24 protein-coding genes are annotated in these 22,179 nt (G+C 65.6%); 13 read left to right on the plus strand and 11 right to left on the minus strand.

Annotated features, from left to right (window positions below; translation table 11 throughout):
• Window positions 1–65: 65 nt before the first annotated feature.
• The 5 genes from ADAD_RS0107055 to ADAD_RS0107075 form a co-directional block, all read right to left on the minus strand.
• Window positions 66–1,385: a pilus assembly protein CpaE gene (locus ADAD_RS0107055; protein ID WP_050803719.1), complete on the minus strand. Its 1,320-nt coding sequence runs from the start codon at window positions 1,383–1,385 to the stop codon at window positions 66–68.
• Window positions 1,386–1,410: 25 nt separating this feature from the next.
• Window positions 1,411–2,040, minus strand: a complete 630-nt coding sequence (locus ADAD_RS0107060; RefSeq protein ID WP_010411700.1) for a CpaD family pilus assembly protein — start codon at window positions 2,038–2,040, stop codon at window positions 1,411–1,413.
• A 14-nt stretch (window positions 2,041–2,054) separates the two neighbouring features.
• On the minus strand, window positions 2,055–3,680 hold the full coding sequence (locus ADAD_RS0107065; protein ID WP_010411703.1) for a type II and III secretion system protein family protein: 1,626 nt from the start codon (window positions 3,678–3,680) through the stop codon (window positions 2,055–2,057).
• A gap of 2 nt (window positions 3,681–3,682) precedes the next feature.
• Window positions 3,683–4,777, minus strand: a complete 1,095-nt coding sequence (gene cpaB, locus ADAD_RS0107070) for a Flp pilus assembly protein CpaB (protein WP_010411705.1) — start codon at window positions 4,775–4,777, stop codon at window positions 3,683–3,685.
• Window positions 4,778–4,878: 101 nt separating this feature from the next.
• The gene (locus ADAD_RS0107075; RefSeq protein ID WP_010411707.1) at window positions 4,879–5,370 is read right to left on the minus strand and encodes an A24 family peptidase; all 492 of its coding nucleotides are present in this window, start codon (window positions 5,368–5,370) and stop codon (window positions 4,879–4,881) included.
• Between the two features lie 98 nt (window positions 5,371–5,468).
• Here ADAD_RS0107075 and ADAD_RS0107080 point away from each other — a divergent pair, with 98 nt between their 5' ends.
• The 3 genes from ADAD_RS0107080 (at window position 5,469) to ADAD_RS16625 (ending at window position 7,810) form a co-directional block, all read left to right on the plus strand.
• Entirely contained in the window at window positions 5,469–6,452 is a 984-nt protein-coding gene (locus tag ADAD_RS0107080) for an alpha/beta fold hydrolase (RefSeq protein ID WP_029139972.1), read from the plus strand.
• Between the two features lie 9 nt (window positions 6,453–6,461).
• Window positions 6,462–7,559, plus strand: a complete 1,098-nt coding sequence (locus ADAD_RS0107085; protein WP_010411710.1) for an NAD(P)/FAD-dependent oxidoreductase — start codon at window positions 6,462–6,464, stop codon at window positions 7,557–7,559.
• 74 nt (window positions 7,560–7,633) lie between these two features.
• On the plus strand, window positions 7,634–7,810 hold the full coding sequence (locus ADAD_RS16625) for a YegP family protein (RefSeq protein WP_010411712.1): 177 nt from the start codon (window positions 7,634–7,636) through the stop codon (window positions 7,808–7,810).
• Window positions 7,811–7,820: 10 nt separating this feature from the next.
• On the opposite strand, the gene rnhA is transcribed toward ADAD_RS16625, so the two are convergent.
• From rnhA to ispH, 3 genes are read right to left on the minus strand one after another with little or no spacing between them, the layout of a single operon-like run.
• On the minus strand, window positions 7,821–8,255 hold the full coding sequence (gene rnhA / locus ADAD_RS0107095) for a ribonuclease HI (RefSeq protein WP_010411714.1): 435 nt from the start codon (window positions 8,253–8,255) through the stop codon (window positions 7,821–7,823).
• Between the two features lie 11 nt (window positions 8,256–8,266).
• Complete coding sequence (gene thrB / locus ADAD_RS0107100; protein WP_010411715.1) at window positions 8,267–9,238, minus strand: homoserine kinase; 972 nt, start codon at window positions 9,236–9,238, stop codon at window positions 8,267–8,269.
• A gap of 20 nt (window positions 9,239–9,258) precedes the next feature.
• A complete protein-coding gene (ispH, locus tag ADAD_RS0107105; protein WP_010411716.1) occupies window positions 9,259–10,245 on the minus strand; it encodes a 4-hydroxy-3-methylbut-2-enyl diphosphate reductase in 987 nt (328 codons plus the stop codon).
• 85 nt (window positions 10,246–10,330) lie between these two features.
• Here ispH and ADAD_RS0107110 point away from each other — a divergent pair, with 85 nt between their 5' ends.
• From ADAD_RS0107110 to tatC, 9 genes are all read left to right on the plus strand, one after another.
• Window positions 10,331–10,981: a hypothetical protein gene (locus ADAD_RS0107110; protein WP_010411719.1), complete on the plus strand. Its 651-nt coding sequence runs from the start codon at window positions 10,331–10,333 to the stop codon at window positions 10,979–10,981.
• A gap of 69 nt (window positions 10,982–11,050) precedes the next feature.
• On the plus strand, window positions 11,051–12,811 hold the full coding sequence (gene argS, locus ADAD_RS0107115) for an arginine--tRNA ligase (RefSeq protein ID WP_010411721.1): 1,761 nt from the start codon (window positions 11,051–11,053) through the stop codon (window positions 12,809–12,811).
• A 2-nt stretch (window positions 12,812–12,813) separates the two neighbouring features.
• Complete coding sequence (locus tag ADAD_RS0107120; protein ID WP_010411724.1) at window positions 12,814–13,716, plus strand: SPOR domain-containing protein; 903 nt, start codon at window positions 12,814–12,816, stop codon at window positions 13,714–13,716.
• Window positions 13,717–13,843: 127 nt separating this feature from the next.
• Window positions 13,844–14,866 carry a beta-N-acetylhexosaminidase gene (gene nagZ / locus ADAD_RS0107125; protein WP_010411725.1) on the plus strand — a complete coding sequence of 341 codons (1,023 nt, stop codon included), beginning with the start codon at window positions 13,844–13,846 and terminating at the stop codon, window positions 14,864–14,866.
• Window positions 14,863–15,690 carry a segregation/condensation protein A gene (locus ADAD_RS0107130; RefSeq protein WP_010411727.1) on the plus strand — a complete coding sequence of 276 codons (828 nt, stop codon included), beginning with the start codon at window positions 14,863–14,865 and terminating at the stop codon, window positions 15,688–15,690. The genes nagZ and ADAD_RS0107130 overlap by 4 nt, the downstream gene beginning before the upstream one ends.
• The gene (gene scpB / locus ADAD_RS0107135; RefSeq protein WP_029139973.1) at window positions 15,687–16,286 is read left to right on the plus strand and encodes an SMC-Scp complex subunit ScpB; all 600 of its coding nucleotides are present in this window, start codon (window positions 15,687–15,689) and stop codon (window positions 16,284–16,286) included. The genes ADAD_RS0107130 and scpB overlap by 4 nt, the downstream gene beginning before the upstream one ends.
• 98 nt (window positions 16,287–16,384) lie before the next feature.
• Complete coding sequence (gene tatA / locus ADAD_RS0107140; protein WP_010411733.1) at window positions 16,385–16,645, plus strand: twin-arginine translocase TatA/TatE family subunit; 261 nt, start codon at window positions 16,385–16,387, stop codon at window positions 16,643–16,645.
• A 21-nt stretch (window positions 16,646–16,666) separates the two neighbouring features.
• Window positions 16,667–17,170, plus strand: a complete 504-nt coding sequence (gene tatB / locus ADAD_RS16350) for a Sec-independent protein translocase protein TatB (RefSeq protein WP_010411735.1) — start codon at window positions 16,667–16,669, stop codon at window positions 17,168–17,170.
• A gap of 2 nt (window positions 17,171–17,172) precedes the next feature.
• Window positions 17,173–17,967, plus strand: coding sequence for a twin-arginine translocase subunit TatC (tatC, locus tag ADAD_RS0107150; RefSeq protein WP_033193257.1), 795 nt, complete (start codon window positions 17,173–17,175; stop codon window positions 17,965–17,967).
• 125 nt (window positions 17,968–18,092) lie between these two features.
• Here tatC and ADAD_RS0107155 read toward each other — a convergent pair whose 3' ends face one another.
• The 3 genes from ADAD_RS0107155 to ADAD_RS0107165 all read right to left on the minus strand — a co-directional run bounded on the left by ADAD_RS0107155 (window position 18,093) and on the right by ADAD_RS0107165 (window position 20,773).
• Complete coding sequence (locus tag ADAD_RS0107155) at window positions 18,093–18,308, minus strand: hypothetical protein (RefSeq protein ID WP_029139975.1); 216 nt, start codon at window positions 18,306–18,308, stop codon at window positions 18,093–18,095.
• Between the two features lie 256 nt (window positions 18,309–18,564).
• Complete coding sequence (locus ADAD_RS0107160; protein ID WP_237700792.1) at window positions 18,565–18,861, minus strand: hypothetical protein; 297 nt, start codon at window positions 18,859–18,861, stop codon at window positions 18,565–18,567.
• Between the two features lie 244 nt (window positions 18,862–19,105).
• Window positions 19,106–20,773 (minus strand): amidohydrolase, encoded by a 1,668-nt coding sequence (locus tag ADAD_RS0107165; RefSeq protein WP_010411747.1) that lies wholly within the window; start codon window positions 20,771–20,773, stop codon window positions 19,106–19,108.
• Window positions 20,774–20,921: 148 nt separating this feature from the next.
• On the opposite strand from ADAD_RS0107165, the gene ADAD_RS0107170 reads away from it, so the two are divergent.
• Window positions 20,922–22,160, plus strand: coding sequence for a threonine ammonia-lyase (locus ADAD_RS0107170; RefSeq protein WP_010411750.1), 1,239 nt, complete (start codon window positions 20,922–20,924; stop codon window positions 22,158–22,160).
• The last annotated feature ends 19 nt before the right edge of the window (window positions 22,161–22,179 follow it).

The raw sequence follows: 22,179 nt of genomic DNA on the forward strand, positions 1-22,179 counted from the left end.
TTCTTTTCACCGATGCGCGGAACCGGGCGCAGCGCCGTCCATGGATCGGCGCGTGCCCGTTGGCCCTATGCGTCGGCTTTCGCTGCCCCCTTGGTCTTGGGCTTCTTTTCGCTGCGCGACTTCTCTTTCTTCGAAGGTGTCAGCAGGCCCTTGAGATCGAGCGAGCCGAGCAGGGATTTCTTGCTCGATTCCTCTTCGTTCACCAGCTCTTCGTCACCCGCCGAACCGATGTGTTCCACCACCTTGCGCAGCTGTGCCGTCACCTTGCTGGACTTGTTGGCTTCCACGAAAGCTTGGCCGAGCTTGGCGGCATTGGTGGCCGCCTTGGCATCCTCGGGCAGCACGAAATCAACCTTGCGTTCGACCGAGGCTTCGAAATCGGCGCGGCTGATTTCCGCCAGGCCGCTCTTCGCCTTGTTGGCCACCAGCAGCGGCTGGGCATGGGGCGCGTAGGTCTTGAGCCAGCTGAGGATGCGGATCGCATCGCGCGCGGAGGCGAGCGTGAATTCGCACACCAGCGTCACGATGTTCACATCCGCGAGCAGCTGCGGGAAATTGATCAGCATGTTGCGCGGCAGATCGATTACCGTCACTTCGAAGGCCTGCCGGAATTCCTCTTCCAGCTGCACGAAGGCGGCACCGTCGGTCATCAGCGGCGCGCTGATCGGGGCTTCGGCGGAAAGGACCGCCAGATTGTCGTTCGCGCGGATCATCGCGCGTTCGATGAACAGGCCGTCGATCCGGCTGGGATTGTCGATCGCGTCGGTCAGCCCGCGGCCCGGTTCGAGATCCAGCGTCAGCGCGCCGGTACCGAAATGCACGTCCAGATCGAGCAGCGCGGTCGGCAGCTTGTGTTCGTCGCTGAAAATCCATGCGAGCGAGGTCGCCACGGTCGAGGCACCGGCCCCGCCGCGCGTGCCGACGACCGCGGTGGAGACATGGCGCTTCGCCGTCGCCGCGTCGGCCGTCTTGGGCGTGGAGAACACGGCCTGCGCTTCGTTCAGCGCATCGCGCAACTGGCCCGAAGCCAGCGGTTTGAGCAGATAGTCGTGAATGCCGCTGGCAAGCAGATCGCGATAGAGCCGTACGTCGTTCACCTGGCCCACGGCAATCACCACCGTGCCGGGTTCGCAGACTTCGGCAAGGCCGTTGATCTCGGTCAGGGGGTCGCTGCACTCGGACAGGTCGACCACCAGGATATTGGGGCTGGCAGAGACGGAGAGGCTCTGGATCGCGTTGCGCAGGCCACCCTTGGCGCATTTTTCCGGCGCCCAGCCGAGCTCGGCCACGACCGGGCGCAGCGTATCGAGCGCGTTATCGTCGCAGATGAATGCGGCGAAGGGATCGCGATTGCCCGGCATGCTGGAATTCCAAGGTGCGTTCATCGTGTGTCCTCGTTTCCTGTCGCGCCTAGTTCGGCCCACCGCCGGCGGTGGCGATTTCGGGAAGGTTGCCTTCACGATATGCGTCGATCGCGCGGTTGGAGCTGGTGATGACCGGGTTGCCCGTGCTTTCCTGGCCGCGGATCAGATCTTCCGGGTTGGCGACCATGGCGGCGACATTACTGTTGGTCGCGCAGCCGTAATTGCGGCTGGTCGCATTGGCGAAGTTGGCGTCGGACGTATCGCTCCAGTCGGGGCAACCGGGTACGCTTGCGACCGAGCGGGTGACGATAACGCGCGTCCGGCCCGGTTCGATGAAGCCTTCCGTCACCGGCGCCAGATCGCTCAGCATGATGCCGTAGCGTTCTACGATGGCGCCGACATTGTCGATCGTGGCGGCGCTGGCGGTGTCCTCCTCGATGGCGACGCGGTCGCCGTATCCCAGGTCGAGCGCTTCGAACCAGCCCGCCAGCCTGCGCTGTTCGGAAATGGGCAGACCACCGGGGCCCCCTGCAAGATCGAGCGTATAGTGCGTGCGCTCCACCACCGGCTGCTTGGTGCTGTAGAGGCTCTGGTTCATCTCGCCGCTGCACGCGCCGAGCGATACTGCGAGGGCGCTTGCACACAGACCGGCAAGAATGCGTTTCGTCTTGGTCATGGCGGGGTGATCCCTCACTTGTTGATGCTGAAGCCGGGGGCGGCGGAGGCGCTGCGCTGCTTGCGGCCGGGCTTGCCAGCCCTGCGCGTGCGCTCCTGATCGCCCTGCGAGATGGCCGGTCCGGCGGACTGGCGATCGCTGGCGCGGGGCACGGGGCGGTCGGGCCCGTCGCCGCGTGCATTTTCCTGGAAGCCGAACTGTTGGCTGAGGACGTTGGGGCTGTTGTACCCGTCGGTCGGCAGGCGAATGTCGTTCCCGTTGACCGGCTTCACCAGGTATGGGGTGATGACGATGACCAGTTCGGTCTCGCCCTTGCGGAAATTGCTCGAGCGGAACAGGTTGCCCAGGATCGGCACGTCGCCGAGGCCAGGGGCCTTGTCGATCGAGTTCTGGGCGTTGTTGGTCATCAAGCCGGCGATCATGAAGCTCTGGCCCGAACCCAGCTCCAGCGTCGTGGATGCCTTGCGGACCGTGACGGCGGGAATCTGGAAACCGTTCAGCGTGACGGCCCCCTGCGAGGACAATTCCGACACTTCCGGCGCGACGCGGATCGAAATCCGTCCGTCGGCCAGCACGGTGGGCGTGTAGATCAGCTTCACGCCGTAATTGCGATATTCGACCGAAGTGGCGCCAAGGCCCTGGCTGATGGGGACCGGAAACTCGCCACCGGCGAGGAAATCGGCGGTTTCGCCCGAAAGCGCGGCGAGATTGAACTCCGAAAGCGTGGTGACGAGGCCGTTTGTCTCGGCAAGGTCGAGCGCGCCCAGGATATTCAGGCCGAACAGGTTGCCGAACGCACCGAGCGTGGTTCCATTGCCCACGGTGCCGACGGCCGGACCGGGAACCTCGGTGCCGTCGGGCAGCACGCGCACGACTTCGCTCGCGCCGTTGCCCACGGCGAGCGGGCCACCAACGGCGTATTCATTGCTTGCAACCTGACGACCGGTGCCGACACCGAACTGGAAGCCATTGCTGCCGTCGATGGTGGAGATGTTGCTGCCGATTGCACGGACGAGCGAGCGGCTGACCTCGGCAAAGCGCACCTGCAGGTTGACCTGCAGCGGGGTCGCCGTGGTGAGCCGCGCGATCACATTGGTTTCCTCGCCCAGGAAGGCCTGCACGAGGCGCTCTGCCTCTGATGCATCCTCCGGATTGGCGACCGTGCCGGTCAGCAGCACGGTGTTGCTGCCCATCGTGGCAACCGAAACCTTCGCCTGCGGCATGGCAAGCGCCAGCATCTGGTCGATGCTGCCGATGTTCGATCCCACGCGGATGTTGGCCGCCCAGATCACGTCGCCAGCCGAATTGCTGGCGTAGACCGTGGTTTCCCCGCCGGACTTGCCGAATAGGTAGAGCTGGCGCTGCGATTTGATCTGAATGTCCGCAATCGCGTCGTTCGCGATGAACACATCGCTCATCGAGCCGGGCACGTTGATGAGTTCGCCCTTGCCGATCGACAGGACGATGTCCTGCGTGGGCCGAACCACGGATTGTGCATCGGCCATCGTGGGTATCGTGGCGAGCGGCGTGCCCAGAAGTGCGGCGCCGAGCAGCATCGGGCGCAGCCGGCGGTGCGCGCGAACGCTCCGTCCTGGCGTGGCGTTACTGTCTTTGGCGTTCATCATATTGGCCTTTTTCATGCTCAGTCCCGCCCGATCTGGGTTGTGCGTGCCGTGTCCGTGCGCACGCCCCCCGTCTTGCCGGCGGCAACGCTGGTGCTGTCCTGGCCCCGCATCACGCGGACGGTGGGGCCGGACTGCGCGGCTTCGATCTTCACGCTCCCATCGGGCTGCAGGGACACGCCCGGCGGCAGCCGTACCGGCGGGGCGTTGTCGCCGCTCTGCTGGGGCTGGCTTTGCTGCGGGGGCTGCTGCGACTGCCGTGTGCGGGTCGCAAAGCGGGAAACATCCGCGCCCGTGACGTAGGAAGATACGGTGTCGCTCGGCATGGCACGCGCGCGGGCGAGCAGACGCTCTTCCTCCTCGGGCGTGGCATTGTCGGGAATGGCGATTTCGCCGGAAGCCAGCGCACGTTCCAGGTCGCTCGCGTTGTCCGCGATGGAACGCAGCGAAAGGCTGAGCGTGCCGACCGTCTGGGCGACCGCGATCTTCTCGGCGATCTTGGGCGTCACTTCCAGCGTGACCGTGCTGAAGGTGCGCACGGCGGTCTGCCCGTCGACGGTCGCCTGCGAGGTCGACTGATCGGTGGCGAGCACGCGCAGGTTGCGCAAAATCGTTTCGGTGGCCTTCAGGCCGCCCGCATCGTGGGTCATCATCAGGTCGATCCGGTCGCCCGGGAAAACGAACCCGGCGACGGCGGTATTGGCGTTGACCGGCACGGTGACGGCCCGCATGCCGGGGCCGAGCGCGGCGGCCAGAAAGCCGCGGTCGCCCGGGGCGACGAGGCCGCCCTGGGTCACCGGCTCTCCGGCGGTGATGGGATAGCGCACGACGGTGCCCAGAAGCTGGGCTACGTCCGCTTCTCCGTCGATGAAATAGGCGTCCTGCACCAGCTCTGTCGGCCAGGCCTGATAGGCGATCGCATCCTGGGTGATGATCGTGCCGACGGGCAGGCTGCGGTTGGCGACCAGCACGCGCGGGCCGGTAGGCTCGGCGGGCGCGGCGGCGGCGGAAGCCTGCGGTGCGGAGGAGCCGACAAACATGCTGCGGGCGATAAAGGCCGTTCCTGCCGCAATGACCAATGCAGCCAGCAACAGAACCAGCTTCTTCCTATCCATGACTAAACAGTCCCCCAGAAATCGCTCGCAAGCCGTCCTTCGGCCAGCATGGTTGCCGCTGATATGGCATCATTGGTTAAAATGGAGTTCACCCAGACCGTTCACGCTGCGAGCCCGATGGCATCGCCTGCGGCAGGGAAGTAGTGCGCGGCCAGCACCCACAGGCCAGCGGCGGAGATCGCCACGCCATAGGGAATGGCGAGCCGATCCTTGCGCCGCCGCATGATGTGCCACGAGCCCAGAACCAGGGTCAGCACGCCGCCCAGCAGGGCCATCAGCACGATCAGCTGCATGAACAGAACAGGCTCGATCCACAGGGCGAGCGCGGTCAGCAGCTTCACGTCGCCCCCCCCCATCGCCCGCATGGCGAACAGGACGGCCAGAATCGCGAAGGCGATCAGCGCGACACCGAACTGAAGCGCAATGCCGGGCCACACGGACAGGCCGCTTGCCCACCAGAACAGCGGCGCCCCCAGCGCCACGGCGCCGGTCAGCCAGTTGTCGATCCGGCGGGCCCTGATGTCGGTAATGGCCGCGATCAGCAGCGCGATTGCCAGCCCGATCAGCAGTGCATATTGCAGGTAATCGATCATATTGATTGGGCCCCGGTTTTACTCTTCGAGGTCCCCTGCTACGCGCTCGCGCTTACCAAAAAGTAACCAAGCCACTGTGATCGCCGGAGTGACAGACTATGCCAGTGGATACCGCCGCCCAGTTCGATCGCCGCGCCATCCCCGCCGCTGCGGTTGAGCGGCATTGGGAGGCAGCGGATGGCACCAGGCTGAGGCGGATCGACTGGCAGCCCGAGGGGAAAGGCGATGGCGTGGAGGAGCGGCCGCGCGGGTCGATCCTGTTTCTTCCGGGGCGCGGCGACCATTACGAGAAGTACCTCGAAACGCTGGACCAATGGTCGCGTGAGGGCTGGCATGTCACGGCGAGCGACTGGCGCGGGCAGGGCACCTCGCAGCGGCTGGGGCGCGATCCGCATACCGGCCACATCGAGGATTTCGGTATCTGGACCCGCGATCTGTCGACCCTGTGGAACACGTGGCGGGCCGAAACGCCGGGGCCGCATGTCCTGATCGGCCATTCGATGGGTGGGCATCTGGTCCTGCGCGCGCTGGTGGAAAAGCGGGTCGATCCCGATGCGGTGGTGCTTTCGGCACCGATGCTCGGCCTGGTGGGCACACCGGGGCCGCTGTGGCTGCTCGGACCGCTTTCCAAGGGTATCGCACGGTTGGGCGATCCGCGCCGTCCCGCCTGGAAATCGAGCGAGAAGCCCGGCGCCCTGCCCGAAGATCGCGGCGCGCTGCTGACGCACGATCCCGACCGCTACGAGGACGAGCTGTGGTGGCGCGACGAACGGCCCGAGGTGGCCATGGGTCCGGCCAGCTGGGGCTGGGTCGCCGCCGCCATTGAATCGATGCGCATAATCGAGGCGAAGGGCGCGCTGGAGGCGGTCGAGACGCCGGTGCTGCTGTTCGGCACCACCAACGATCAGCTGGTGGCATGGGACGCTATCGAGCGTGCAGGCCAACGGCTTCCCTATGGCGAGGTGCTGCAATTCGGCGATGAAGCGCATCACGAGATTTTCCGCGAAGAAGACCGCGTGCGCACCCGCGCGATGGACGGAATTGCCGACTTCCTCGATCGCAAAGCGCCGCGAAGCACCTAGCTTGCAGCAATGGCGAATTTCGACCTAGCGATTATCGGTGCCGGGATGGCAGGCGCGAGCCTTGCGGCCGAGGTGGGCGGTCACCTGCGTGTCCTCCTCCTCGAAGCGGAGGAGATGCCGGGTTATCATACCACCGGGCGTTCTGCGGCTTTCTGGGAGGAATGCTACGGCGGTCCCGAAATCGTGCCGCTGAGCCGCGCGTCGGAGGCTTACCTGCGCGATGGCGGTTTCCTGAGCCCGCGCGGGGCGCTTTATATCGGGCGCAGCGAAGACCGCGCGAAACTCGATGCGTTCGAGGCACGGTTCGCGGATAGCGGCGCGCGGTTCGAGCGCTTGCCCTCAGCCGCGGCGCAGGCCCATGTGCCCAGCCTTCACGCGGAATGGAGCGAGGCGATCTGGCAGCCGCATTGTGCGGACATCGATGTCGCCGGGCTCCACCAGCATTACCTGAAGGCCGCCAGCGCCGCCGGTGTGGAACTGGTCACGCGCGCACGGATCGAGAGCATCGAGCGTGAGGGAGGCGGTTGGCGGCTGCGCTCTGCAGACGGCCGCGAATGGCGCGTGGGTGCGCTTGCCAATGCGTCGGGGGCCTGGGCGGACGAAGTTGCGAAGCTTGCCGGGGCGCGCCCACTCTCCATCCAGCCGCTCCAGCGCACCATGCTGCAGGTCCGTGCCGATCCGCCCCTGCCGCGCACCGGGCCGCTGACGCTCGACATTTCGGGCGCGTTCTATTTCAAGCCGGAAAGCGCAAACGCGATGTGGTTCAGCCCGCACGATGAAACGCCCGTTCCGCCATCCGACGCCGCGCCCGAGGAACTGGCGGTGGCGCAAGCGCTCGATATCTTCGCACGGGTGCTCGACGCCGAACCGGTCAAGCTGGAACGGACCTGGGCAGGCCTGAGAAGCTTTGCGCCCGATCGCAAGCCGGTGATCGGGTGGGATGCCCGCGCACCCGGTTTCTTCTGGTTCGCCGGGCAGGGCGGCTTCGGCATACAGACCGCGCCCGCTGCCGCGCGGCTTGCCGGGCAGGTGCTGCGCGATGCTCAGCGCGACGAGATGACGCTTGCGCTCGATGCGGGGCGGTTTTCGCCTGCGCGTTTCGGCTAGAGGGGAGCGCTAGCATTTGTTAAGCCGGGCTGTCCGATTCCAACCCGCCAATTGCAACAAAGGGGACAAGCGCGATGGCTCACACTTTCGAAATCTACCGTGACAAGGCCGACGAGTATCGGGTCCGCTTCAAGTACAATTCCGAGATCATGTTTTCGACCGAGGGCTATTCCAGCAAGGCCAGTGCGCAGAATGCGATCGATTCGATCAAGTCGAATGGTCCTTCGGCCGAGGTTGTCGACAACAGCTAGCCTTGGGTAGCTAGCGGATGCTGTCGGCCGCGTCGCTGGCGAGCTGGTCTGCCCGCTCGTTCTCGGCGTGCCCCGAATGGCCCTTCACCCAGTGCCAGGTTACCCGGTGGCGGGCGTTCAGATCGGCCAGCCGGCGCCACAGATCCTCGTTTTTCACGGGCTTCTTGCTCGCGGTTTTCCAGCCGCGTTTCTGCCAGCCGGGCAGCCACTTGGTGATACCGTCGATCAGGTACTTGCTGTCGGTATAGAGATCGACCGCGCAGGTGCGTTTCAGCGCCGACAGCCCCTCTATCGCGGCGGTCATCTCCATCCGGTTATTGGTGGTATTGCCTTCGGCGCCCGACAATTCCTTCTCGGTATCGCCCCTGCGCAGCAGAACACCCCAGCCGCCCGGGCCGGGATTGCCCTTGCAGGCCCCGTCGGTAAAAATCTGTACGTCGCTCATGAAATGCCCATCTAGGTCCGGAACGCGGCTTCGCCCTGCTCCCGGTAGAATGCAAGCCTGCGCACGAATTGCATCGGGTCCTTGCGGCGCACCAGTCCGTCCGCGGGCGTGGCGAACCAGTCTTCCACGCGGGTGGCGACGAACCGCAGGCACGCGGCCTGTGCAAGGATCGGCAGCGCCTGTCGCTCGGCTGGCGAGAGCGCGCGCGATGCTTCGTAACCCTGCATCAGCGCCGTACCGATCTGCGGGCGGAAGGCATTATCTTTCGCGGTGAAGCTCCACGCGGCGTGCGTCACCGCCAGATCGAAGGCAAGCATTCCGGTGCAGGCGAAATAGAAATCGATCAGCCCCGTCACCGCGCCATTCACGAACAGCACGTTATCGGGAAACAGATCGGCGTGGATGATGCCTTCGGGCAGGCCAGAGGGCCAGTCGCGCAGCAGGCTGGCTCCGCAATCGGGCAGCAGGCGCGATAGCTCGGGGTCGATTTCGTCGAACCGGTCCGCATGGGCGCGAAGCATATCCATACAGGTCCGCAGCGGCAGCGAGGACCGCCGTGTGCCCGGGAAATCGCCGGTCGCGCGGTGCAGGCCCGCCAGCGCGGACCCGACAGCTCCGGCCTCGATCGGCGAGGGCTCGTCGATGGAAATCCCCGGTAAAAATTCGATCAGCGCCGCCGGCTTTCCGCGAATGGTAATCATCCGCGCATCGTCGCGCGTGTGGATCGTGCGCGGCACCGGCTGGCCGCGTGCTGAAAGGTGATCGAGCAGGGAGAGGAAGAAGGGCAGTTCCTCCGCCTCGGTGCGCGCTTCGAACACGGTCAGGATGAAATGCCGCGCGGCGGTATCCTGCACGGTTTCCACCAGCCAGTTGCTGTTGGAAACGCCTTCCGCAATGCCCTTGGCCGAACGCAGGCTGCCCACGTCGTAGGCAGACAGGATCTCCGTGATCTCGGAGGAGCTGAGGTGGGTATAGACCGCCATGGCCGGGTCCTCCGGCGGGCCTAGTCGGCCAGCTGGCGCGGCAGCTTGAAGGTCATCTTCTCTTCGGTGACGAGGATCGGGCGCTCGTCAATCGTCCGCCACTCGGCCAGCTTGTCGACGACTTCGCGTACCAGCATCTCAGGCGCCGAAGCCCCGGCCGTCAGCCCGACCGTGCCGACTCCTTCCAGCCATTCAGGCTGTATCTCGCTGGCGCGCTGGATCAGTTTCGCGGTGGTGCCGCAGCGCTCTGCCACCTCGACCAGCCGCAGCGAGTTGGACGAATTGGGCGCGCCGATCACCAGCACCAGATCGCTGCCGGGGGCGAGTTCCTTGACCGCGGCCTGCCGGTTGGAGGTTGCGTAGCAGATGTCTTCCGCCTTCGGCCCGACGATCTGCGGATAGCGGGCTTCCAGCGCCTCGATGATGTGATGCGTATCGTCGACCGAAAGCGTGGTCTGGGTGAGGAAGGACAGCTCGTCATCCTCGGTGAAGGGCAGAGTTGCCACATCCTCCACCGTTTCCACCAGGGTCATGCGGCCCTCGGGCACCTGGCCCATGGTGCCGATCACCTCCGGGTGGCCTTCATGGCCGATGAAGATGATGTGGCGGTCCTTTTCCAGCTGGCGCTCCGCCTGGCGGTGCACCTTGCTGACCAGCGGGCACGTGGCATCGACATACATCAGCTTGCGCCGTTCCGCCTCGGCGGGCACGGATTTGGGTACGCCATGGGCGCTGAAGACGACCGGCGCATCGTCGGGCACCTCGTCCAGCTCTTCGACGAAAATGGCGCCCTTTTCCTTCAGGCTGTCCACCACGAAGCGGTTGTGCACGATCTCGTGCCTGACATAGACCGGCTTGCCGTATTTCTCGAGAGCGCGCTCCACGATCTCGATCGCACGGTCCACACCGGCGCAAAAACCCCGGGGCGCGGCGATCAGGATGGTCAGGCCCGGGCGATCCGACTTTGCGTCGGTGGCCGGATGCGTGGCGGGAAAGGCGGCGTTCATGCGCCTCTATCTAGCCATTATGCTCCCGCGCCGCTAGGTGGCCGGAGCGAGTTTGACGAGAAGACCGATCAGGGAAAGACCGAAGATGCATTCTGCCGCCCGCTTCCTCCTGCCTGCCGCTGCCGGGCTGACCCTTGCTGCCTGTTCCAGCGAGGGGGACCTCGTGGTGAACCAGGGGGTGGGTGTGACGGCCCTGCGCAGCCTGTGCCCCGCTGTCGGCGTACCGGACTATACCGGCGATATTACTACCTTCCGGTCTCCGAACAGCCGTCTTGCCAGCGATCTGGATATAGAGGCGAACATCACCAATGTTCGCACGACCTGCGACGAGCAGGGCGATCGCATCTACACCAACGCCACGTTCGATGTTTATGCAAGCCGCGCCGATACGCGCGGCGCCCGCACGGTCGAACTGCCCTATTTCGCGGTCGTGCTGCGCGGTGGCAGCTCCGTCGTCACCAAGCGCGTCGGGACGGTCAGCGTGACCTTTGCCGACGGTCAGGACCGCGCCGTGGGCCAGGGGCAGGCGGGTGCCTTCATCAACCGCGCCGATGCGACCCTTCCCGAGGACGTGCGCGACCGGATTACCCGCAAGCGCACGGCGGGCGACGCAGACGCCGCGCTCGATCCGCTGGCGGACCCGCAGGTGCGTGCGGCGGTGCAGGCCGCGAGCTTCGAACTGCTGGTCGGCTTCCAGCTGTCCGAAGAGCAGCTGGCCTACAACGCCACCCGCTGATCGCACGAATGGGGTGTGGGCGGGCGCGAAGCCTTGCTCGCGCCGCCAAACCGGTTAAGCGGGCGCGCCATGGCCCAGACGAAAACCCCCGATACCCAGACGATCTACGCCGCCTATGCCGAGCGGATCGATGCCGTGCTCTCCGCGCTCGAGATGGAGGGCGCGCTTCCGCCCGGCGTTTCGCGCGCCAATGTCGCCGTGGAGCCCCCGCGCGATCCCTCACACGGCGATATCGCGACGAACGCGGCGATGGTGCTCGCCAAGCCCGCGAAGACCAATCCGCGCGCGCTGGCGGAGCAGATCGTCGAGCATCTCAATCGGGAGCCCGATATCGAGGCCGCCGAAATCGCGGGCCCGGGCTTCATCAACCTGCGCATCGCGGATCGCGCCTGGGTCGACGAAGTGCGCGCGATCGGCGCGCTGGGTGAGGGTTACGGACGCTCCGCGATGGGCGCGGGCAGCCGGGTGAACGTGGAGTATGTCTCCGCCAACCCCACCGGCCCGATGCACATGGGCCACTGCCGCGGCGCGGTGGTGGGCGATGCGCTGGCGAGCCTGCTCGATGCGACGGGCCATCAGGTCACGCGCGAATATTACGTCAACGATGCGGGCGGGCAGGTCGATGTGCTCGCGCGCTCGGCCCACGTGCGGTACCGCGAGGCGCTGGGCGAAAGCGTGGGCGAGATTCCAGAAGGGCTCTATCCCGGCGAATATCTGATCCCGGTCGGCAAGGCGCTGGCCGAGGAATTCGGGGATAAATATGCCGCTGCGCCGGAGAGCGAATGGCTGGCGCTGTTCCGCCCCCGCGCGGTCGCGGCGATGATGGACCTGATCCGCGCCGATCTCGCCAAGCTCGGCATCGCGCACGACGTGTTTGCCTCGGAGGCCGAGCTGCAGGCCGCCGGAAAGCCCGCCGAGGCTGAGAAATGGCTGCGCGAACAGGGCCTCGTCTATGATGGCGAGCTGGAGAAGCCCAAGGGCAAGACGCCCGACGACTGGGAGCCGGTCGAGCTGCCGCTGTTCCGTTCCACCCAGTTCGGCGACGATCAGGATCGCCCGATCAGGAAGTCGGACGGCAGCTGGACCTATTTCGGCGCCGATCTCGCCTATCACATGCAGAAGGCCGAGAATGCCGATGCGCTGATCGACATCTGGGGTGCCGACCATGCGGGCACGGTCAAGCGGATCAAGGCCGCTGTCGCCGCGCTCTCGCAAGGGCAGGGCAAGCCGATCCCATTCGACGTCAAGCTGGTCCAGATGGTCCAGCTGATGCGCGACGGCGAGCCGGTGAAGATGTCCAAGCGTTCGGGCAATTTCGTGACGCTGGCGGATGTGGTGGACGAAGTCGGCAAGGATGTCGTGCGCTTCACCATGCTGACCCGCAAGCCCGAGGCGCAGATGGACTTCGACTTCGCCAAGGTGGTCGAGGCATCGAAGGATAACCCGGTCTTCTACGTGCAATACGCGCATGCGCGTATCCGCTCCACGATGCGCAAGGCGGCGGAGGAAAACCTCGCGCCCTCGGACGAGGCGCTGGATGCGCTGGGGCCGGAGGATGTGGCGCTGGTCAAGCTCGCCGCGCAGTACCCGCGCGTGGTCGAAGCGGCGGCGCAGGCGCGCGAGCCGCATCGTATCGCCTTCTATCTGTATGATCTTGCGGCGGCCTTCCACGCATTCTGGAACGCCGGCAACGATGATCCTGCAAAAAGGGTCATCCTGACACAGGACCCCAAGCTTAGCGGTGCGAGACTTTATTTGGTCGCACAAATAGGTCAGGTTATCCGCAATGGACTGGGTCTCCTCGGGGTGGAGGCCGTCGAGGAGATGTAAGGATGACCGATCGGGACGATCGCGAGGATGGGGGAAACTCTCCGGTCGAGGCGTCGGACAACGATTCCGCTACCACGGATGCCGACATAGCCGAGGCTGGTGAGGCCGAAGCAGCCGCCGAAGACGAGAGCGGCGATGCTGCTCCGGCATTCGCGCTGGACAGGGACGCGGACGAGGGCGGCACGGTCGAACCTCACGACGAAGCGGATGTGGCCGAGAGCGAAGATCCTGCCTACGACGCGGGCGATCTTGGCCTGGTGAGCGATGACGACGCGCTCCCATGGCTCGAATCCTCCGATTACGACGATATCGAGAGCGTCGACGCTTGGCGCGTGACCGGTTTCGTAGTGCTGGGCCTGCTGGTGCTCGCCCTGCTGGTCGGCGGAATCTGGTACTTCACCAATCGCGATGGCAGTGGCGCGCCGGAAGCGGACGGCAGCACGATCGAGGCGCCCGATACCCCGTACAAGGAACGGCCCGATGATCCGGGTGGCAAGACCTTCGAAGGCACCGGCGACATGGCCCCTGCCGTTGGGGAGGGGGAAAGCCGCGAGGGACGGCTGGCGGAAGGATCGGCCACGCCGGAGCCCATCGCCTCCGAACCCGCGAAGCAAGAAGAGGCCGCCGCACCGACGCAGGATACGCAGAGCACGCCTCCCGCGAAGGACAACAGGATAGCGGTGCAGGTCGGCGCCTATTTCGACAAGGCAGCAGCCGAAGAGGGATGGCGCCAGATCCGCAGCCGGACCGACGCGCTGTCCGGCGTCGAGTACCGCATCGTGCAGGGCCAGGCCGATATCGGCACGGTGTACCGCCTTCAGGCGCTGCCGGGCGACATGGCGGCTGCGCGTCGCCTTGCCGACGCGCTGGAAGCGGACGGAATCGCAGCGCAGATCAAGCGCTGATGGATAAGACCGGGCGGGCAGGGGCTCGTCCGGTCCCCTCCCGCATCTGCTAGCGAGAGAGTATCCACCATGGCGCGCCGGCCCATGCTTGCGGCGGGCGCGCTTTCTTGCCAGCTTCGCAGCCATCATGACCCCAGCAATCTTCGGCTGTTCCGGCCCCGAACTGACCGCCGATGAGCGGGCATTCTTCCGCGAAGCCGATCCTGCGGGCTACATCCTGTTCAAGCGCAATTGCGACACGCCGGAGCAGCTGCGCCGCCTCACCGACAGTCTGCGCGAGATTCACGGGCGCGAGCACCTGCTGGTCTCGATCGATCAGGAAGGCGGCCGCGTCGCCCGGCTCGGCCCGCCGGAATGGCGCAAGTGGCCGGCGCCTGCGCGGTTCGCCGCATTGTACGAGATCGCCCCCGCTTCGGCGATCGAGGCGATGCGGCTGAACAGCGAGGCGATGGCCACCGAGCTGGCGAGGGCGGGCGTCACGGTCGATTTCCACGCACCCTGCGATGTCGCCCGGCCCGAGACCGACGATGTGATCGGAGACCGCGCGCTGGGCGCAGAGCCGATGCAGGTCGCCGCGCTGGGGCGCGCGATCCTCGATGGGATGGCGGCCGGTGGCGTCGTGGGCTGTCTCAAGCACATGCCCGGCCACGGGCGGGCCACATGCGATTCGCACAAGGAACTGCCCCGCGTCGATGCCGGGGATGCGGAGCTCGCGGCGGACATTGCCCCCTTCGCCAGTCTCGCGGAACGCGCGACCATCGGCATGACTGCGCATATCGTCTTCACCGAATGGGATGCCGATCGGCCCGCAACGCAGTCCGCATGGGTGGTGGAGAACATTATTCGCCAGCGGATCGGCTTTGCCGGCCTGCTGCTGACCGACGATATCGACATGCAGGCGCTCGACGGATCGATCCCTGAACGTGCTGTCCGCTCGCTGGAGGCGGGCTGCGATATCGTGCTCAACTGCTGGGGCAAGATGGACGATATGGCAGGCATCGTCGACGCGTGCGGACCTATTCGGGAACTGAGCGCGGCCCGGCTGGAGAATGCGCTTGCCAGCGTGTCCGTGCCCGCCGAACGCGCGGATATCGGGGCGCTGTGCGGCATGCGCGATGCGCTGTTCACCGCTGCCGGGCTGGAACCGTGATCGATCTGCCCGAAGGCGGAACGGTGCTCGGCTTCGACGGGTCCGACGATGCCGAATGGGGCGGAGTGGCGGCGCCGGGTGCGCCAGACGACGGCGCGCTTCATCTGGCGCTGGAAGGATGGGAAGGCCCGCTCGATCTGCTGCTGGAGCTGGCGCGCAAGCAGAAGGTGGACCTGCGCGAGATTTCCATCCTCGCGCTGGTGGACCAGTATCTCGAATTCCTCGACGGGGCCGAGCAGCTCAAGCTGGAGGTGGCGGCGGATTACCTCGTGATGGCCGCGTGGCTCGCCTATCTCAAGTCGAGCCTATTGCTGCCCAAGGACGAGCAGGAAGACCCGAGCCCGGAAGAGCTTGCGCTGCGCCTGCACCTGCGGCTGCAGCGGCTGGGCGCCATGCGGGAGGCCGCGGGGCGGCTGATGGGGCGCGACCGGCTGGGCCGGGATGTCTTCCTGCGCGGCAGCCCGGAAGGCCTGCGCACGCATCGCACGATTGCCTGGCAGGCGGACTGGTACGATCTGGTCCGGGCCTACGGGCAGGTAAAGGCGCGCAACGCGCCCGCGCTCCACACCGTGCGCGACAGGCAGGTGATGACGCTGGAGAGCGCGCTGGACCGCGTTTCCTCCATGCTGGGCGTTACGCTGGACTGGATGGTGCTGGAAGATTTCCTGCCCGCTACCGCCGACCCGCGCCTGCGCAAGTCCGCCATGGCCAGCAGCTTCGTCGCCGCGCTCGAACTGGCGCGGACCGGCCGGGCCGACCTTGCACAGGACGATATTTTCGGCCCGCTGCGGTTGCGGCGGCGGCGCCAGCAGGCTCCGGCATGAGCGGTGAGCCGGAAAGCCTCGACCGAGCGTTGGAAGCGGCGCTGTTCGCGGCAGAGGATGCGCTGACCATCGACCAGCTGGCCAGCCATCTGGGCGATGTGGACAAGGGCGCCGTGCGCGATGCTCTGGCCCGGCTTGCGCAGTTCTACGCGCCGCGCGGCATCAACCTGGTGGAGCGGGGCAAGCGCTGGCATTTCCAGACTGCGCCCGATTGTGCACACCTTTTGCGCAAGGAGCGCGAATCGCTACGCAAGCTCAGCCGCGCGGCGACCGAGGTGCTGGCGATTGTCGCCTATCACGAACCCGTCAGCCGGGCCGAGATCGAATCGATTCGCGGTGTGCAGACCTCCGGCGGCACGCTCGATGTGCTCATGGAGGCGGGTTGGGTGAAACCCGCTGGCCGCCGCGAAGTGCCCGGCCGCCCGGTGATCTATGCCACCACACCTGAGTTCCTGCGCCATTTCGGCCTCGAATCGCGGCGCGATCTGCCGGGTATCGACGAATTGCGCGCCACCGGCATGCTCGATCCCGTGGAAGAGGCGTTCGCGGCGGAAATGGCGGACGAAGCTGATCAGGAACGCCCCGACGAAGCCTGATCGGCTCTCGCCCGTCGAATTGCGGCATCATGCGGTGGCGGCTGGAAGTCGCGCCGCGCAATCCCTATAGGCATTGGTAACGTCACACAGAGGCACTTATGTTCGGTCAAATCGGTATCTGGCAGATTCTCATCGTTGCACTCGTCGTGCTCGTGCTCTTCGGGCGCGGGCGTATTTCGGAGATGATGGGCGATTTCGGCAAGGGCGTCAGCAGCTTCAAGAAAGGCCTCAACGACGACGACGGAAAGGAAGCGGACAAGCCCGCCCCGCGCATCGAAGGGCCGGCCCATGAAGCCAAGCCCGCCGACGAGAGCGTGAGCGAGAGCAAACCGGCCGAGACCGGCGACCGCCCATCCTGATCCGGCAAGGCGCCTGACCCCATGTTCGATATCGGCGCCGCCGAACTGCTCGTGATTGCAGTGGTCGCGATCCTCGTGATCGGGCCCAAGGACATGCCGCTGGCGCTGCGCACCGCAGGGCGCTGGATCGGACAGATTCGCCGCGTGTCCGGCCATTTCCGCGCCGGGATCGATGCGATGGTCCGCGAGGCGGAAATGGACGAAATGGAGAAGAAGTGGAAGGAGCGTAACGCTGAAATCATGCGCGCGCATCCGGGCGATGAAATGACGCCGCTTCCGCCGAAAGCTCCGGGCGAGGATGAGCGGGAGGCCGCCGCAGGGCCGGGCGTCCACGATCCCGATGCGGACGATCCCGCACCCGACACCAGTGGACCGTACGCGGCCTCCGCAGAAGCGCGCATGGCGGCGCCCGATACGCCATCCGGCGAGGCCGACGAGGCCGACGAGCCGCAATTGCCGCTGGGCAGGAGCGAACGTGACCCCAAGGCGGATGGCCGCGGCACCGCAAGGGACGAGGGCGCCTGACCATGGGAGTGTTGCGCGACCTCGACGAGACGCAGGCCCCCCTGATGGACCACCTGATCGAGCTGCGCGGGCGCCTGCTGCGCTCTGTATTCGTGCTCGCGGTCAGTTTCGGCGTCTGCTTCTATTTCGCTAACGATATTCTCGCATTCCTCGCCCAGCCGTTGCAGGACGCATTTGGCGAGGGCGAGGCGCGGCTGATCTACACCAAGCTGCCCGAGGTGTTCTTCGTGGAGCTGAAGGTCGCGCTGTTCGCGGCTTTCTGCGTCAGCTTCCCGATCATCGCCAACCAGATGTGGGCCTTCGTGGCTCCGGGGCTTTACGCGCGCGAGAAGCGGGCTTTTCTGCCGTTCCTTGTCGCCACGCCGATCCTGTTCATTGCGGGGGCGAGCCTGGCCTATTTCGTGGTCATGCCCACTGCCTTCCGCTGGTTTCTGGGCTTTCGCGGCGATGCGGGTGGCATCCCGATCGAGGCGCTGCCCAGCGCAGGGGACTATCTCAGCCTGGTGATGCAGTTCATCCTGGCCTTCGGGATATGCTTCCTGCTGCCGGTCCTGCTGCTGCTGCTGGAACGCGCGGGGCTGATTACGCGCGCCTCCCTGGTGAAGATGCGGCGCTATGTGATTGTGGGGGTGGTGGCGGTAGCTGCGATCGTGACGCCGCCCGATCCGGGGTCCCAGCTGATCCTTGCCGGACCGCTCTATATCCTGTTCGAGGGATCGCTGCTGGTCATGCTGATCCTCAATCGGCGACGGCAGGATCAGACCGAAGAAAGCGGAGAGGCGTCCGAAACGGTCTGATCCTGCCGTGGGCTGGCAGCCGTCACGCCGAGACTGGATCTGCCTCGGCAGGGTAGATCCGCGCCCAAACGAGAAAGGCCCCCGAACAGGGGGCCCTCCGAGATTTCCAGGTAAAGGTGCAGCCGTTAGAGGCTGACATCCTCCTGCTCGTCGTCGTCGGTGGTGACGAGTACGAGTACCGTGGCCAAGGCGGCCAGGCCTGCGACACCATAGACAGCTTCACCGACTTCGCTTTCACCTTCTACAGGTGCAGTTGCGCGGTCGAGGTCGATTTCGGCGATTGCGGGAGCGGCAGCGAGCGACATTGCAGCTGCGCCAATGGCAAGATTGCGTAGTTTCATAAAACGGCCCCTTCGGAAATGTTTGGCCCGCAGCCACCGGCTGCGGCGCACGGATTTTCTGATCCGTCACTTGTCCAATTCATTCATCTGCCCGGATGTTCCGGGCGCTGAGGGAGAAACTACTCGAAATCAGTTGGTTAGAGCCTCAGTCAGGGTGGGCCGAAAGCTGGCTGCGCAAATGCGCCATCCTGACCCAAATGAAAAAGGCCCCCGAAACCGGGGGCCTTTCCAAATTCCGTTCGCTCGGAACGAAAACTTACAAGCTGACGTCGCTCGTGTCTTCGTCGTCCGTCGCTTCGACGATCGCGTACACGACACCCGCCAGAGCGAGGGCGCCGAGAACGCCAGCCGCCGCGCCGATTTCGCTTTCGTCTTCGACGGGAGCAGCCGAGCGATCAAGGCTGATTTCTGCGACCGCCGGGGCCGAAGCAAGCGACATGGCTGCGGCAGCAACGGCCAGAGTGCGAATCTTCATAATTAACGTCTCCTTGCGGGATTTCGGCGTTTTTTGTTCGAGTAACTTGTATACGGCTTGGGCTGCTAATGGTTTCATTTGCCGGGATTTGCAACCCACAATTCCAAAAAAATGCTCTCAGTTTCCATCATGTTGCCTATCGGCAACGCCTCAAAAAGCGGCCTCTGGAACCTGCTATCCAATGGCCAACTTCCCGGTGGCCGAGGGGTTCCCCGGAAACCGCTTGCGGAACTTTCCAAATCCGGCCCTGCGGATAGAAACCCTCTATGAAAATTTGATTACCTGCAAGGGGTTGGGGCGACAGGCGGTGTGGGGGTCGCGGTCAATCGCCCCGCCGGTAGACCTGCTTCCCCGCGATCCAGGTCTCCAGCACACGGGTTTCGCGAATCGCCTGCGGGCTGGCGCGCGCAATATCCCGGTCGATCACCACGAAATCGGCGCGTTCGCCCTCGACCAGCCTGCCGAAGCGCCCCTCCGCAAAGCCGGCAAAAGCCGCATCGGCGGTAAAGCCACGCCAGGCAGCCATGCGCGAGAGGCGTTCCCGAGCCATCCAGCCGCCGGGCGGCATGCCATCGCCATCGATCCGGGTCATGGCGACCGCCATGCCCACGAAGGGGGCGGCGCGCTCGACAGGAGCGTCCGACCCCAGGGCCAGTCGGGCGCCAGCATCCTTCAGGCTTGCCCAGGGATAGGCGCCCGGCAGACGCTCCGGCCCCAGCCGCGCTTCGGCCATCAGCCTGTCGGATGTCTGGTGGACAGGCTGGACAGAGGCGATGATGCCGTACTTCCCGAAGCGTTCGATGTCCGCCGGGTCGACGATCTGCGCATGCTCGATTCGCCAGCGCCGGTCACCGCGATAGCTTTCCGACAATTCCTCGATAGCGGCCAGAGCCTCGGCATTGGCGGCATCGCCGATTGCGTGGACCGCAACCTGATAATTCTCCATCGCGGCACGGCTCATCTTGTTGCGCAGCTGGGTGTCGGTCAGCAGGGGGAGGCCGGTATTGTCCGCATCGTCCGTGTAGGGCGCCTTGAGCCAGGCACCGCGCGATCCCAGCGCGCCGTCGAGATAGAGCTTCACCCCGTTCAGTCGCAGACGATCCTCGTAAAGCCACGGGGTCGGCCCGGTCCCGCCGATCACCTCCATATCCTCGATCCCGGCGGCATAGGACATGATCCGCATGCGCAGGCGGCCCGAATCGCCCGCACGGCGATAGGTCTGCCAGTCGAGCAGCGTCGTCCCCATATCGGCGACGGCGGTTATTCCCTGCGACAACAGAATGTTCTGCGCCTCGTACAGGGCTGCGTCCCGGTCCACCGGCCGCGGGGCGGGAACGACCTTCTGGACCAGCTCGGCCGCGGCGTCGACGAACACCCCGCTGGGTGCCCCGCTGGCGTCGCGTTCGATCCTGCCGCCAGCGGGATTCTTGGTCTTGCCGGTAATCTCGGCCATTTCGATGGCGCGCGAATTGGCCCATCCCGCATGACCGTCCACGCGTTCCAGGAACGCCGGGCGGTCGCTGACGGCGCTGTCCAGCTCCTCTGCGGTAGGGAAGCGTCCCAGCCCCCATTTCTCCTGATTCCAGCCGCGGCCCAGAATCCAGGGCCGCCCGGGGTTCGCCTGCGCGAACTCGGCAATCAGGGCGAGCGCCTCTTCGAGCGAACTGGTCTGCGACAGGTCGAGGGTCAGCGCGCCGAAGCCGATACCCATCACGTGCAGATGCGCATCGATCATGCCCGGCACGATCACGCGGCCTTCCATGTCGGAAAGGTAGGTCGGGCGTTCGGGGCGCTTGTCGCCCTTGTCCAGCACTTCGATGATCGTGCCGTCGTCATCCACCCAAAGCGCGGTAAAGCGGTCGAGATCGCCATCCTCGTCGATCCGGATGCCATCCACATTCTCTATCAGTACGTCTGCATGGGCGGGGCCTGCCAGCAGGGCCGCGAAGAGCGGCGCGATTGCAGCGGCGATCAGGGAGCGAAACGTCATGAAGCGGGCGTCTTCTTGTTGTCGTAGAGGGGCGGCAGCGGGCCTAGTGCCAACGCGCCTGCGTGCCAATGGGGCCCGATGCGCAACTTTTCGCACAAGACCACGCATTATATTGCGGGTCGCGGCAAGCGAGGATAGGCCCCCGCGCATGACTAGCCAGGTTCCCGATCCGCTCGACCAGTTGACCATCGATGATGTGCGCGCCGCCCAGGCGCGGATCGAAGGCGCGGTGGTCCGTACGCCGATGCTGAAATCGCAGACCCTCTCGGATATTGCGGGGGCGGAAATCTGGCTCAAGTTCGAGAACCTGCAGTTCACTGCCGCCTACAAGGAACGTGGCGCACTCAACGCGCTGCTGCTGCTGAGCGAGGAACGCCGCGCGCGCGGCGTGATCGCGGCGTCGGCGGGCAACCACAGCCAGGGCCTGTCCTACCACGGGACCCGGCTGGGCGTTCCGGTTACCATCGTGATGCCGAAGACGACCCCCGCGGTGAAGGTGATGCAGACAGAAAGCGTGGGCGGCAATGTGGTGCTGGAAGGGCAGACCTTCGATGAAGCCTACGCGCACGCGCGCGCGCTGGAGCAGGAGCGCGGGCTGACCTTCGTCCATCCGTTCGACGATCCGGACGTGGCGGCAGGGGCGGGCACGGTCGCGCTCGAAATGCTGGAAGAGAAGCCCGATCTCGATTGTCTTGTCGTGCCGATCGGCGGTGGCGGCCTGATGAGCGGCATGTCCACCGTGGCGCGCGCGCTCAATCCCGACATGAGCGTGGTCGGTGTCGAGGCGGCGCTGTTTCCCTCGATGCACCATGCGCTCACCGGGGAGCCGATGCCCGAGGGCGGCGATACGCTGGCCGAAGGGATCGCGGTGAAGGAGCCGGGCAAGTTCACCCGCGCGATTATCGAGAAACGGGTCGACGAGATCCTGCTGGTGGGGGAGCCAGAGCTCGAATCGGCGGTCGCGCTGTTGCTCCAGATCGAAAAGACTGTCGTCGAAGGTGCGGGCGCGGCGGGACTGGCCGCGGTGCTTGCCAACAAGAGCAAGTTCGCCGGCAAGAAGGTGGGGCTACCGCTGTGCGGGGGCAATATCGACTCGCGCTTGCTGGCCACCGTGCTGCTGCGCAACCTTGCGCGGGAAGGGCGGCTGGCCCGTTTGCGGATCGCGCTGAAGGACCAGCCGGGCGCGCTGCACAAGGTCGTCAGCCTGTTCGAACGGCACAACGTCAACATCATCGAGGTCTATCACCAGCGCGTGTTCACGAAGCTGCCCGCCAAGGGTCTGATCACCGACATCGAATGCGAGGCGCGCAACAAGAGCCAGGTCGACGCGCTGATCGCCGACATGCGGGGCGCGGGCTACGATGTTCACCCGGTGGAACTCGCCTGACCGGCTAGACGAAAAAGCG

This window comes from Citromicrobium sp. JLT1363 (genome assembly GCF_000186705.1).
In the GTDB taxonomy this organism is placed as follows: Bacteria; Pseudomonadota; Alphaproteobacteria; order Sphingomonadales; family Sphingomonadaceae; genus Alteriqipengyuania.

Bases quoted from the DNA above. Each gene is read 5' to 3' on its own strand.
- ADAD_RS0107055 (WP_050803719.1), bottom strand. From the start codon at position 1,385: ATGAACGCACCTTGGAATTCCAGCATGCCGGGCAATCGCGATCCCTTC.
- ADAD_RS0107060 (WP_010411700.1), bottom strand. From the start codon at position 2,040: ATGACCAAGACGAAACGCATTCTTGCCGGTCTGTGTGCAAGCGCCCTC.
- ADAD_RS0107065 (WP_010411703.1), bottom strand. From the start codon at position 3,680: ATGAAAAAGGCCAATATGATGAACGCCAAAGACAGTAACGCCACGCCA.
- cpaB (WP_010411705.1), bottom strand. From the start codon at position 4,777: ATGGATAGGAAGAAGCTGGTTCTGTTGCTGGCTGCATTGGTCATTGCG.
- ADAD_RS0107075 (WP_010411707.1), bottom strand. From the start codon at position 5,370: ATGATCGATTACCTGCAATATGCACTGCTGATCGGGCTGGCAATCGCG.
- ADAD_RS0107080 (WP_029139972.1), top strand. From the start codon at position 5,469: ATGCCAGTGGATACCGCCGCCCAGTTCGATCGCCGCGCCATCCCCGCC.
- ADAD_RS0107085 (WP_010411710.1), top strand. From the start codon at position 6,462: ATGGCGAATTTCGACCTAGCGATTATCGGTGCCGGGATGGCAGGCGCG.
- ADAD_RS16625 (WP_010411712.1), top strand. From the start codon at position 7,634: ATGGCTCACACTTTCGAAATCTACCGTGACAAGGCCGACGAGTATCGG.
- rnhA (WP_010411714.1), bottom strand. From the start codon at position 8,255: ATGAGCGACGTACAGATTTTTACCGACGGGGCCTGCAAGGGCAATCCC.
- thrB (WP_010411715.1), bottom strand. From the start codon at position 9,238: ATGGCGGTCTATACCCACCTCAGCTCCTCCGAGATCACGGAGATCCTG.
- ispH (WP_010411716.1), bottom strand. From the start codon at position 10,245: ATGAACGCCGCCTTTCCCGCCACGCATCCGGCCACCGACGCAAAGTCG.
- ADAD_RS0107110 (WP_010411719.1), top strand. From the start codon at position 10,331: ATGCATTCTGCCGCCCGCTTCCTCCTGCCTGCCGCTGCCGGGCTGACC.
- argS (WP_010411721.1), top strand. From the start codon at position 11,051: ATGGCCCAGACGAAAACCCCCGATACCCAGACGATCTACGCCGCCTAT.
- ADAD_RS0107120 (WP_010411724.1), top strand. From the start codon at position 12,814: ATGACCGATCGGGACGATCGCGAGGATGGGGGAAACTCTCCGGTCGAG.
- nagZ (WP_010411725.1), top strand. From the start codon at position 13,844: ATGACCCCAGCAATCTTCGGCTGTTCCGGCCCCGAACTGACCGCCGAT.
- scpB (WP_029139973.1), top strand. From the start codon at position 15,687: ATGAGCGGTGAGCCGGAAAGCCTCGACCGAGCGTTGGAAGCGGCGCTG.
- tatA (WP_010411733.1), top strand. From the start codon at position 16,385: ATGTTCGGTCAAATCGGTATCTGGCAGATTCTCATCGTTGCACTCGTC.
- tatB (WP_010411735.1), top strand. From the start codon at position 16,667: ATGTTCGATATCGGCGCCGCCGAACTGCTCGTGATTGCAGTGGTCGCG.
- tatC (WP_033193257.1), top strand. From the start codon at position 17,173: ATGGGAGTGTTGCGCGACCTCGACGAGACGCAGGCCCCCCTGATGGAC.
- ADAD_RS0107155 (WP_029139975.1), bottom strand. From the start codon at position 18,308: ATGAAACTACGCAATCTTGCCATTGGCGCAGCTGCAATGTCGCTCGCT.
- ADAD_RS0107160 (WP_237700792.1), bottom strand. From the start codon at position 18,861: ATGAAACCATTAGCAGCCCAAGCCGTATACAAGTTACTCGAACAAAAA.
- ADAD_RS0107165 (WP_010411747.1), bottom strand. From the start codon at position 20,773: ATGACGTTTCGCTCCCTGATCGCCGCTGCAATCGCGCCGCTCTTCGCG.
- ADAD_RS0107170 (WP_010411750.1), top strand. From the start codon at position 20,922: ATGACTAGCCAGGTTCCCGATCCGCTCGACCAGTTGACCATCGATGAT.